The organism is Amycolatopsis sp. SID8362 (assembly GCF_010550475.1).
Classification (GTDB): Bacteria; Actinomycetota; Actinomycetes; order Mycobacteriales; family Pseudonocardiaceae; genus Amycolatopsis; species Amycolatopsis eburnea.
The window spans coordinates 1-11,341 of the sequence record NZ_JAAGNB010001770.1 but is presented as its reverse complement, the minus strand read 5'-3'; the positions used below and the strand labels follow the sequence as shown (position 1 = coordinate 11,341).

The 11,341-nt window shown below is 72.5% G+C and carries 11 protein-coding genes; 3 read left to right on the top strand and 8 right to left on the bottom strand.

The window, feature by feature from the left end; translation table 11 throughout:
• The 3 genes from G3I65_RS59220 to G3I65_RS54370 form a co-directional block, all read right to left on the bottom strand.
• Positions 1 to 136 (bottom strand): DUF6403 family protein (locus G3I65_RS59220; RefSeq protein ID WP_375336793.1); only part of this gene is annotated, 136 nt, incomplete at its 3' end.
• A gap of 90 nt (positions 137 to 226) precedes the next feature.
• On the bottom strand, positions 227 to 1,096 hold the full coding sequence (locus G3I65_RS54375) for an NAD(+)/NADH kinase (RefSeq protein WP_160704265.1): 870 nt from the start codon (positions 1,094 to 1,096) through the stop codon (positions 227 to 229).
• On the bottom strand, positions 1,093 to 2,094 hold the full coding sequence (locus tag G3I65_RS54370) for an SPFH domain-containing protein (RefSeq protein WP_125316569.1): 1,002 nt from the start codon (positions 2,092 to 2,094) through the stop codon (positions 1,093 to 1,095). Before G3I65_RS54370 ends, G3I65_RS54375 begins: the two co-directional genes overlap by 4 nt.
• 84 nt (positions 2,095 to 2,178) lie before the next feature.
• Here G3I65_RS54370 and G3I65_RS54365 point away from each other — a divergent pair, with 84 nt between their 5' ends.
• A complete protein-coding gene (locus G3I65_RS54365; protein ID WP_160704263.1) occupies positions 2,179 to 2,853 on the top strand; it encodes an NUDIX domain-containing protein in 675 nt (224 codons plus the stop codon).
• A 10-nt stretch (positions 2,854 to 2,863) separates the two neighbouring features.
• On the opposite strand, the gene G3I65_RS54360 is transcribed toward G3I65_RS54365, so the two are convergent.
• The gene (locus G3I65_RS54360; protein ID WP_160704261.1) at positions 2,864 to 3,997 is read right to left on the bottom strand and encodes an FAD-dependent monooxygenase; all 1,134 of its coding nucleotides are present in this window, start codon (positions 3,995 to 3,997) and stop codon (positions 2,864 to 2,866) included.
• A gap of 88 nt (positions 3,998 to 4,085) precedes the next feature.
• Between G3I65_RS54360 and G3I65_RS54355 the strand changes: the two genes are divergently transcribed.
• Positions 4,086 to 4,775, top strand: coding sequence for a TetR family transcriptional regulator (locus G3I65_RS54355; RefSeq protein ID WP_160704259.1), 690 nt, complete (start codon positions 4,086 to 4,088; stop codon positions 4,773 to 4,775).
• Positions 4,776 to 4,794: 19 nt separating this feature from the next.
• Here the strand turns inward: G3I65_RS54355 and G3I65_RS54350 are convergent, their stop codons facing one another.
• The 4 genes from G3I65_RS54350 to G3I65_RS54335 form a co-directional block, all read right to left on the bottom strand.
• A complete protein-coding gene (locus G3I65_RS54350) occupies positions 4,795 to 5,388 on the bottom strand; it encodes a hypothetical protein (protein ID WP_160704257.1) in 594 nt (197 codons plus the stop codon).
• Positions 5,389 to 5,425: 37 nt separating this feature from the next.
• The gene (locus G3I65_RS54345) at positions 5,426 to 8,263 is read right to left on the bottom strand and encodes a glycoside hydrolase family 2 TIM barrel-domain containing protein (protein ID WP_160704255.1); all 2,838 of its coding nucleotides are present in this window, start codon (positions 8,261 to 8,263) and stop codon (positions 5,426 to 5,428) included.
• Positions 8,264 to 8,350: 87 nt separating this feature from the next.
• On the bottom strand, positions 8,351 to 9,358 hold the full coding sequence (locus G3I65_RS54340) for a LacI family DNA-binding transcriptional regulator (RefSeq protein WP_309236112.1): 1,008 nt from the start codon (positions 9,356 to 9,358) through the stop codon (positions 8,351 to 8,353).
• Positions 9,359 to 9,389: 31 nt separating this feature from the next.
• Positions 9,390 to 10,781 carry an amino acid permease gene (locus G3I65_RS54335; protein ID WP_160704253.1) on the bottom strand — a complete coding sequence of 464 codons (1,392 nt, stop codon included), beginning with the start codon at positions 10,779 to 10,781 and terminating at the stop codon, positions 9,390 to 9,392.
• Positions 10,782 to 10,939: 158 nt separating this feature from the next.
• Here G3I65_RS54335 and G3I65_RS54330 point away from each other — a divergent pair.
• A partial coding sequence (locus G3I65_RS54330; protein WP_309236111.1) for a glutaminase occupies positions 10,940 to 11,341 on the top strand: 402 nt, incomplete at its 3' end.

The window sequence follows — 11,341 nt, the reverse complement described above, 5'->3', positions numbered from 1 at the left end:
TGTCGATCGCCGCGCGCGCGGCCGACCAGGCGACCCGCCGGCGCTCGTCGCGCTCCCGCCACCGGGGCACGGCGACCGCCCCGAACCCGGCGACGGCGATCACCACCGCGGCGAGCACCCACACCACCCACGTCATCCCGGCCACCTGCGCTCTCTCGGGGAGGAGATCATTCTGCCGGTAGAGGCCCGCGGATGTGACGGCTTTGCCGCATCGTGTCGCAGGTGTTCACCGGACCAAGTGGACGGTCTTCGCGGCCGGGACGAACGTGGCGGTCTGGCCGCGGGTGAGGGCGACCGTGTCGGCTTCGAGGCCGTCGCCGAACGCGACCAGGCGGTCGGACTCGACCTCGACCGTCAGCGGCGTCCCGGTCAGCTCGCCTTCGGTGTGCTCGGTCCCGGTCGACGGCGACGGCCAGGCTTCGCGCACGAACCAGACCAGCCGGGCCTCGCCGGGGCCGGGCAGGCGCAGCCCGCTGCGGCGTTCGCGCCACACCGAGCCGCACCAGCCGGTCGCCCCGGTGCCCGTCCCGACGAGGATCCCCGACGACGCCTGGCGTTCCAGCGGCCCGCCACCGACCCCCAGCCGGTAGCGGGCCGTCTGGTGCCCGGCGTGCCCGAGGTAGATCTCGTTGAGCGCGAGCAGCCGCTGGCCGTCGTCCGCGGTGAGCTCGGCCATCGTCCGGTGCTCGACGTCCCCGGTGCTCCGCACGAGGTCCGCGACCGCGTGCGGCGGATGCTTGACGAGGACGCCGGGCCGCGCCGGCGTCACGCCGATCACCGGCTGCCCGTCGAGGTACTTGGCCACGTTGGCGATCAGGCCGTCCTGGCCGACCACGACGACGATGTCCTCCGGCGTGAACAGGAACCGGTCGAGGTCGGCGCGTTCGACCTCGCCGCGGCGCCAATCGAGCGGGATCGCCGCCGACGCCGTCTTGAGCGCGGCGCGCAGGGCGGCGTCCGCTTCGGTCACCTCGGCGAGGTCACGGCCGCGCGTGCGCAGGAAGAACTCCGCCTGGCCGCGCGTGCCGTGCCGGGCCACCAGCTCGTCCAGTTCGGTGCGCCGGTGCACGAGCACGACGCGCGGGGCGAGGCTCACGACCGCACGCCGAGCTTGGTCAGCAGCGGGGCGAGCAGGTCCGGGGTCACCGTGAGGCTGTCGATCTTCGGCAGGTTCCCGGCCAGTTCCTTGAGCGCCAGCCCGGTGAGCACGCCTTCGGGCAGATCGCGGTACGCCGCCAGCCGCGCGGCCTCGCCGGCCGCCTCGGCCTCACCGAGCGCCCGCTTGCCTTCGGCGTCGACCTGCGTCAGGCGTTCCTTGCGCGACGCCTGCGCCTCGGTCTCGATCCGGCTCGCCGCGGCGGCCTCCTCGGCCTGCCGCCGGGCGTTCGCGCCGCGCTGGGCGAGCAGCTGTTCCTCGCGCCGGGCCAGCTCGATCTGGTTCTGCAGCTCGTTCTCGCCGATCGCGCGTTCGCGTTCGACGGCGAGGGCGCGCCGCTCGTAGGTCGCCCGGTCGGCCTCCTGCTGCACCTTTTCCCGCGCGGTCGTCTGCAGTGCCTTCTCGACCTCCGGCTCGGCGCGGATGGCGACGACGCGGACGTCGACGACCGCCGAGCCGGTCTGCGCGAGCCGGGTGTCCTCGTCGGCTAGCCCGGCGCGGATCCGGTCGCGGACCGCCTGGACGCCGTCGACCAGCGCGACCTCCAGCGACGTGCGCGTCAGGACCTCGACGGCGTACTGCTGGACGTTCTCGGTGAGCAGCCCGCTGATCTGGGCGAGGGGATCGCCCCGCCAGCGGCCGGTGTCCGGGTCGATGGAGAAGTCGATCCGCTGCGCGGCGAGCGCCGGGTCCTCGATTCGGAAGGTGAGCGCGAGCTGGACGGTGACGTCCTGGAAGTCGGCGGTGCGCGCGTGGAACAGCAGCGGCAGCTCCCGATCGTCGACCGGCACCTCCGACACGACCGCGGTGAGCGGCCGGTACCAGAACGACAGCCCGACGCCGTCGTGCGCGAGCTTGCCGCGGCGGAAGTGGCGGATGTGCACGGTGGGCGCGCCCCGCAGGTGCCGGAACCCGAAGCGGCGGTCGATGTCGGCCATGAGGTCCTCCTCTTATCGTCGAGGTGACGATATGGGGCGGGAGGGTTAATCGTCAAGATGACGATTAACGGGTAGGGTGGTGGCATGGATCACCCTCCGTTCGCCGTCACCGTGGACCTCGTCGTGCTCACCCTGAGGGACGAGCTGTGCGCGCTGGTGGTGCGCCGCGGGATCGAGCCGTACGCAGGGGAGTGGGCGCTGCCGGGCGGGTTCGTCCGGGCGGACGAAGACCTCCCGGACGCGGCGCGGCGTGAGCTGGCGGAGGAAACCGGGCTCGCGCCGGGGTCCGTCCACATCGAACAGCTGGCTGGCTACGGGGCGCCGGGCCGGGACCCGCGGATGCGGGTCGTCACCATCGCCTACCTGGCTTTGGCGCCGGACCTGCCGGTGCCGTCGGCCGGCACGGACGCGGCCGAAGCCCGCTGGGCGCCGGTGCGCTCGCTGGCGGCCGAGCGGCTGGCGTTCGACCACGACCGCATCCTGGCCGACGGCCTCGAGCGCGCGCGGGCGAAGCTGGAGTACTCACCGCTGGCCACGGCGTTCTGCGCGCCGGAGTTCACGGTCGCCGAGCTGCGCCGGGTGTACGAGCTGGTCTGGGACACCCGGCTGGACCCGCGGAACTTCCACCGCAAGGTGACGGGAACCGCGGGCCTGCTGGCCCCGACCGGCCGCACGACCACCCGCGACGGCGGCCGCCCGGCGCAGCTGTACCGGAGGGGAGAAGCCGAGCTGTTGTACCCGCCGATGCTGCGCAGCTGACCGGGACGGGTCAAGCGGCGCGGGCCGGGACCAGCCGTCGCGCGGCCGTGACCAGGGGGAGCAGCCGGGTGCCGAAATTGCGGACCGCGAGGCCGCTCCGGGTCGCCGGGATCAGTAGGGCCGCCGCGGTGGAAACGTTGCGCTGCTTGGGTTCCACCAGCTTCCGGTGCGTGCTTTCGTACCGCCGGAACGCCGACGCCGGGTCGCCCGGGGTGCGGCCCAGTTCCTCGGCGAGGGTGTACGCGCCCGCCATCGCCAGCGTCGAACCGTCGCCGAAGAGGGACACGCACGACGCCGCGTCGCCGGCCAGCGCGACGCGGCCCGACGACCAGCCGTCCAGCCGCACCCGGCTCACCGAGTCCAGGTACAGGTCGTCCGCCTCGCGCACGCGCTCGAGCAGTTCCGGCACGCGCCAGCCCGCGCCCTCGTACGCCTCGGCGAGCATGCGCTTGTGCAGCGCGGAGTCGCGGTGGTCGAACCCCGGCACGGCAGTCCCGCGGAACATGAACGCCGCGATGCCGCGCCCGCGCGAGGGGTGGATCGCCAGCGCCCGGCCCGGCGAGTTGTACATGACGATCGACGTCGCGTCCGCCGGCGCCTCGGCCAGCGGCAGCGTCGCGACGTAGACGCCCATGTGCTGGACGAACCTGTGCTCCGGACCGAACGCCAGCCGCCGCACGGCCGAATGCAGGCCGTCGGCGCCGATCACCAGGTCGAAGCGGCGCGCGGCACCGCGCTCGAACGTCACGTCGACGCCGCCGTCCTGGTGCAGCCCGGTGACCGAGTCGTGGAAGACGAACTCGGCGTCCGCGCGGGCGGCTTCGTGCAGGATCGCCGCGAGGTCGGTGCGGGGCAGCTCGATGCCGCCGTCGCCACCCAGCGCGACGCGGCCGGTGCGCCGTCCCGCGTCGTCGACGAACTTCAGTTCGGTCGCGTCGGTGCTCGCTTCGCGCAGTTTCGCGGTGATGCCCATCCGCTCGGCGACGCGGGACGCCGGCCCGCGCACGTCGACCGGGCTGCCGCTCGAGCGCAGCCCGGCGGCGCGCTCGACCACGGTCGGCCGGAAGCCCGCGCGGGCCAGCCAGTACGCCAATGTCGGCCCGGCGACGCCCGCGCCGGAGATCAGTACGGTCTGCTCGGTCATGGTGTTACCCCCGTCTAGGTCCTGACCAACGGTCAGTCATGACCGTACGCTCCTGTCCAACGGTCAGGCAAGCGGCTAGGCTCGGGCGATGACCGACGACACCCGCGCCCGGATCCTGCGCGCCGCGCTCGAGGAGTTCTCCGAGCGCGGCTTCCACGCGACGTCGGTCCGGGAGCTGGCCGAACGCGTCGGCGTCACGAAAACAGCGGTGCTGTACCACTTCCCGGGCAAGGCCGACATCGTCACGGCGCTCGCCGAGCCGCTCCTGGACGACCTCGAAGCGGCGATGGCGAAGGCGGCGGACGCGGCCGACCCGCGCGCGGCGGCGATCGAAGGCCTCCTCGGCGTCTGGCTCCGCCACCGCTACCTGCTGCGGATGAACCTGCGCGACCTCGGGCTGACCGCGTCGACGGCGGTGTTCGAGCGCTTCCGCGACGGCATGCTGACGGCGAACCGCCTGGTGGCGGGCCCGGACGCGGACCTGGCCGGCCGCGTCCGCGCGGCACAGGCGATCGCGATGCTCAGCGACCCGGTGGTGCTGTTCGCCGACGCCCCGGTGGCCGAACTGCGCGCCGCGGTCCTCGACGGCGTCGACCGGCTGTACGCCGTGGCCGAAGACCGGCCCCGCGCCCGCCGGGGCCGCCCGACGGTGATGAGCCCGGAGACGATCGAAGCAGCCCGCCGGCTCTACGACGCGGGCCACGCGCCGTCCGACATCGCGACGGCGCTGGGCGTCTCCCGCGCCACGATCTACCGGCACCTGCCCGGCGTCGAATAATGAGACACATTAATGAGACTTATTGAGACGCGACCTCGATGGCGGGCAACGCCGCCAGCTGGGCGGGCGTCAGCTTGGCCGCCGCCTCGAAGACCTTCCGCTGGTGTTCCTTGATCCGCTCGTCCACCAGCCGGCTCAGTTCGAAGACCAGCCGGCCGGTCTGGCGGACCGTGACGTCGTCCACCAGCGGCCGTCTCGCCGACGTGATGACGACTCCCGAGGCCGCGCCGGCCGGGGATTGTGAGACGCCCACCGAGTAGGTCTCGCGCGGGTTGACCGGCCCGTCGAGCGAGAAGTCCCGGAGCCGGCCGAGCAGCGCGTGCCACTCGGCGACCTCGCCCGGCACCCCGGCGGCCTCGACGTCCGCCACGGTCAGGCCCATGCCGCGGTCGCCGGTCCGGAAGCACCGGGCGTAGGAGTTGAGCGCCGACACCCACAGCGCTTCGACGACCACGTCGTCCACCCGCGGGCGGGCGAACTCCGTCATCAGCCGGTCGCAGCACTCGAGCGTGAACTGCAGGTCGTCGAAGATCCCGACGAGGTCGGCCAGGCCCAGCGCACCGGGGGTGGTCAGCCGCCGGGCGCTCGATGGGGTCGTCGTGGAAGCGGACATCCTCCAACCACACCGCATCCGAGGGCGTTCCGGGGTCTCAATTTGCGACACCACCCGCCACGGGCCGCAGCGTCAGCGCGAACGACGTCTTCCCCGGCACCAGCCGGTACGCAGCCAGCACCCCGGGCCCGCACGCCGCCGTCCCGAGACCGTGCTGGGCCACGTCCAGCGTCAGGTGCACCAGCGACCCGGACTCGAGCTCGTCCGTGTGCCGCGCCTCCTCCAACGCCGCCGACGTCCAGCGGCGGGCCGTGAAGTCGAACGTCGGGTCGCCGTCGACGCGGATGCCCGTGCCGTCCGGGGCCGTGAACCCTGCCCAGCGCACGGCCGTGCGGTTGCCGTTCTCCTGCGGGAAGACGTACGGCGTCTGCAGGCCGTCGACGCTGCTGGAGAACCGGCCGATCCGCACCGCCTGGCGGCTGTCCGGGTACGCCTCGCCGGGGCCGCCGCCGAACCACTCGGCCGAGCCGAACGTGCCCGGGATCGCCATCGCCAGGCCGAGCCGGGGGAGCGTGGCCGGGACCGGGCCGTCCGGGGTGACGTCGACGCGCAGCCGGAGGCCGCCGTCGAAGGCCGTCCACGTGTAGTCCGCGAGCAGGCCGAACGACCGCGCCGGCGGGGCGACCCGGGTGTGCACCACGAGTTCGTCGCCGTCGGCGTCGACCGCGATGACCCGGTGCTGCATCCGGTGCAGCCCTGCCGCGAGCCACTGTGACGCCTCGGACGGTCCGGGCGACGAACCGCGGTCGTTGTCGGTGGTCGCGCGCCAGACGTCGAGCTGCGGCCCGTCGACCGGGTGCCCGCCGAGTGCCGTCAGGACACCTGTCGCGGCGTCGAACTCGCCGGTGCCGAGGATCAGCTGCCCCGCCGTGCGGAACACGGGCCCGCGCACCGGAGGCTCGGGACGGGCGGGAGCCGCCGACACCGGCAGCTGGCCCCAGCCGACGACGTGCCCGGCGGGCGCCCACGCCGTCGCCGAAGCCAGCGACGCCGAAACGGTCAGCCAGGACTCACCGGCACACGGCGGCAACGACGGCAACGGAACGGCCACGCTCTGTCCGGAGTGGACGACCGGGACATCCAGAACGCCTTGTGCGACGGCGATTCCTTCGTCTTCGAGCACCCACGAGAACCTCACGTGCCCGGTCGAGCCGAAGTCGTAGTGGTTCGACACCCGGATCCCCACCGGGTCGGCGCCGATCCGCACCGGCTCGATGATCTTCGCGAACTCCGTCAGCCCCGGCGACGGCGTCCGGTCCGGGAAGAGGAGGCCGTCGATGACGAAGTTGCCGTCGTGGAGCGGCTCGCCGAAGTCCCCGCCGTACGCGAAGTGGCCGGGGACGGCCAGGCCGTGGTCGATCCACTCCCAGACGAACCCGCCCTGGCAGTTCGGGTACCGCTCGAACAGCTCGCGGTACTCCAGCAGCCCGCCCGGCCCGTTGCCCATCGCGTGCGCGTACTCGCAGAGGAGGAACGGCAGGTCGCGGCGCCGCTCGTTGTCGTCCTCACGCCGTCCGATCCGGTCGACTTCTTCCGGTGTCGCGTACATCCGGCTGTGGACGTCCACATAGGAGCAATCGTGGTCGCCCTCGTAGTGCACCGGCCGCGTCGGGTCGCGGTGGCGCACCCAGTCCGCCATCCGCGCCAGGTTGTCCCCGGTGTGGCTTTCGTTGCCCAGCGACCACAGGATCACGCTGGGCCGGTTCTTGTCCCGTTCGACCGTGCGCCGCATCCGGTCCAGGTAGGCGTCCGTCCACATCGGCTCGCCGCTCGGGTTGCGCTCCCAGTCCAGCGGCCCGAAGCCGTGCGTCTCCAGGTCACACTCGTCGATCACCCACAGGCCGTACTCGTCGCACAGCTCCAGGAACGCGGGGTCCGGCGGGTAGTGGCTGGTCCGGACGGCGTTCACGTGGTGCCGCTTCATCAGCAGGACGTCGGCCAGCGCCGTCTCCGGGGACACCACCCGCCCGGTGCGGGGGTCGTGCTCGTGGCGGTTCACCCCGCGCAGCAGCAGCCGCTGCCCGTTGACCTTGAGCTGACCGTCCTCGATGGACACCGTCCGGAAGCCGATCCGCACCGGCACCCGTTCGGCCGAGGTGGACAGCGTGCCCTCGTACAGCCGGGGCGTCTCGGCGGTCCACGGCTCGACGGGCAGCTCCAGCGGGTCCCCGGCCGGGTGGCCGGCGATACCCAGCGACGGGACGTCCAGCACGACGTCCGGGCCGGTCTCGACGCGGAGCGTGCCCAGCCCGGAAACGTGGTCGTAGTCCGCGCGGATCCAGTAGTCGCCGATGCCACCCGCCGGTCGGGACAGGAGCGTGACCGACCGGAAGATCCCGGACAGCCACCACATGTCCTGGTCCTCGAGGTAGCTGCCGGCCGACCACTGGTGCACGCGCACGACCAGGACGTTGTCGCGGGGCCGCAGCAGCGGCCCGACCTCGAACTCCGACGGCAGCCGGCTGCCCTTCGTGACGCCCAGCTCGGTGCCGTTGAGCCAGATCCGGCCGCACGAGTCGATGCCGTCGAACCGCAGCACCGCCGGCCCGGACGGCCAGCCGTCCGGCAGGTCGAAGCGCCGCCGGTGGTCGCCGGTCGGGTTGTCCGACGGGACGTGCGGCGGGTCGACCGGGAACGGGTAGTGCACGTTCGTGTACGCGGGCGCGCCGTGGCCGTGCAGCTGCCACAGCGACGGCACCGGGAGGTCGTCCCACCCGGAGTCGTCGGCTTCGAGCGGGTCCGGGGCGGCCGCGAGACTCGGTGAGAGCCGGAACCGCCAGGTGCCGTTCAGCGACAGCGACGGCGCGTCGGAGGTGAAGGCCGCGCGCGGGGGCACCGACCCGTGGCCGGGGCCCGGGTCTTCGACGTACGACATGGAGTCCTTTCCGCGCCGTGAGCGTTCCCGTGAACGTTCACGGATTGCCCGGAAGTCTGCGCGGCGCCGCGTCGGCGTGTCAAGGGATCAGGCGGATTCGCGCAGGTGGAGGGCCGCGCGGACGACCAGCTCGCCGGGTTCGAGGGGCGCGGCACCGGTCACGAGCCGGGACGCCTGCTCGACGGCGAGGGCGCCGAGCGCGCGGGTGTCGAGGGCGACGCTGGAGAGCTCCGGCTCGACGAGGGTGCCGAGCGCGAGCCCGTCGAAGCCGATCACCGCGAGGTCGGCGGGCACGCGCAGGCCGAACCGGCGGGCCTCGCGCAGGGCGCCGATCGCGATGACGTCGTTGAAGGCGAACACGGCGGTGACGTCGGGGTGCGCGGCGAGCAGGGTGGCGAGCGCGGCACCCCCGCCGTCGACGCTCTGGGGAGCGCGCGCGATCCACCCGGGCGCCAGCGCGATGCCGTGCTCGGCGACGGCCCGGCGGAACCACTGCTGGCGGACGCTCGGCTCGGGGCGGCCGTCGTGGTCGAGCATGCCGATCCGCCGGTGCCCGCGCCCGACCAGGTGCGCGACGGCTTCCCGGACGCCGTCCTCGCCGTCGATCTCGATGCCGCTGAACCGCGGGGCGCGCGGCTCCCGGCCGATCAGCACGACGGGGATGCCGGGGGTGAACCGGTCGAGGTCCTCGTCGGACCGGCTGAAGTAGCCGACCACCGCGTCCACCTGGGTGCCGATCACCCGCAGCGTGGCGAGCTCCTGCTCGGCGTCGCCGGCGGTGTCGTAGACGACGACGTGCCTGCCGCGGGCCCGGGCCGCCTCCAGCGCGCCGGAGGCGACCTCGGTGAAGAAGGGGTTGAGCAGGTCCGGCACCACCAGCCCGATCGTGGTGGTGTCCGGCCGGACCAGGCCGCGGGCGAAGCGGCTGGGGCGGTACCCGAGCTCGCGGGCGGCGTCGAGCACGCGCTGCTTGGTCGAGCCGTCGATCTCGGCCTTGTCGTTCAGCGCCCGCGACACCGTCTGCCGGGAGACCCCGGCCGAGCGGGCGACGTCGTGGATCGTCACCCGCCGAGGTTCGGTGCTGCTCGTGGACACCCGTCGAGTATGCCCGCCCGCGGCCGGACCGCTACCCGAGCGGGGTGCGTTCGCGCCGTTTCGAGACGAACCGCCAGCCCACCGCGAGCACCACGGCCAGCACCGGGATCGAATAGAACGCGACCTTCTCGGCGCCGTCGGAGAAGCCCATCAGGACCACGACCAGCAGCAGGAACCCCAGCGTCGCCCAGCCCGAGTACGGCGCCAGCGGCATCCGGTACGACGGCCGTTCCAGCTCGCCGCGCAGCGCCGCCTGGCGCAGGCGCATCTGGCAGAAGACCAGCGTCGCCCACGTCGTGATCACGCCGAGCGAGGCGATCGCGATGGCGATGTCGAACGCGTCCTTGGGCACCAGGTAGTTCAGCACCACGCCGAGCAGGTAGGCGACCGACGTGAACAGGATGCCGCCGTACGGGACGTGGCGGCCGCTCATCCGGCTGACGAACGACGGCGCCTCGCCCTTCTCGGCCAGCGAGCGCAGGATCCGGCCGGTCGAGTAGAGCCCCGAGTTCACGCTGGACAGCGCCGCGGTGAGCACGACGGCGTTCATCACGTCGCCGATGCCCGGGATGCCCAGGCGCGAGAACACCGTGACGAACGGGCTCTCGTCGCCGTTGTAGAACGGCCAGGGCAGCAGCATCGCCAGCATCAGCACGGAACCGACGTAGAACACGCCGATTCGCCACACCACGCCGTTGATCGCCTTCGGCAGGACCTTGCGGGCGTCCTTGGTCTCGCCGGCCGCGATGCCGACGACCTCGATGGCCGAGTAGGCGAAGATGACCGCCTGCAGCGTCATCAGCGCGATCCCGATGCCGGCCGGGAAGAGTCCACTGTGGCCGGTCAGGTTGTGCGGGCCGGCGGTCGTGCCGCCGATGTCCGCGCTGGTGAGCACCAGGCCGACCGCGGTGACCAGGAAGACGACGATGGCCAGCACCTTGACCACCGAGAACCAGAACTCGAGTTCCCCGAACAGCTTCACCGAAAGCAGGTTCACCGCGATCAGCACGCCGAGCGCGACCAGCGCGGTGATCCACTGCGGGACGTCCGGCAGCCACTTGTGCACGTAGATGGCCACCGCGGTGATCTCCGCGATGCCGGTCATCGCCCAGTTCACCCAGTACATCCAGCCGGAGACGAACCCGGCCCACGGGCCGATGAACTTCCGCGCGTAGGTCACGAAGCTGCCCGAGCTGGGTTCGTGCAGGACGAGCTCGCCGAGCGCGCGCATCACGAAGTACGCGGCGACCCCGCAGATCGCGTAGGAGAAGATCAGCGACGGGCCGACCTGGTGGAGCTTGCCGCCGGCACCGAGGAAGAGCCCGACGCCGATCGCGCCGCCGATGGCGATCATCTGCACTTGGCGGTTGCCCAGTGCTTTCGAGTAGCTTTCACCTTTTTCGGTGAGGAGCGAGGAATCCATGGTTTCCGGACGCTAGAGCTTGTGCGGCAAGTCACCAAGCGGACTAAGGAAGACTTAAGGTGTGCCGGAGATCACCGCTCGATTTTCCCGATATTTCCCGGTTTCGATTTGACAGGGGTGCCGCGCGGCCGGAACCGGACGCCTTCTACGCTACGGCGGTGGACCTCGCGGCGCTGCTGGACCGGATCGCCGGTGACGTCGCGCCCGACGTCGGCCGCGGCGCCGTCGCCGACTACATCCCGGCGCTGGCCAGGGTCGAGCCGCGGCGGTTCGGCATGGCGGTGGCCGATGTGGACGGTGGCCTGTACGGCGTCGGCGACTGGCGGCACCCGTTTTCCGTGCAGAGCATGTCCAAAGTGTTCACGCTCGCCTTGACGCTTTCCCGCGGTGACGGCGTCTGGGCGCGGGTCGGCCGCGAACCGTCGGGTGACCCGTTCAATTCGCTGGTGCAGCTGGAACACGAGGACGGTATCCCGCGCAACCCGTTCATCAACGCGGGCGCGCTGGTGGTGACCGACGAACTCGCGCGCCACGGCGACGCGGCGGAGGCGTTGCTCGCG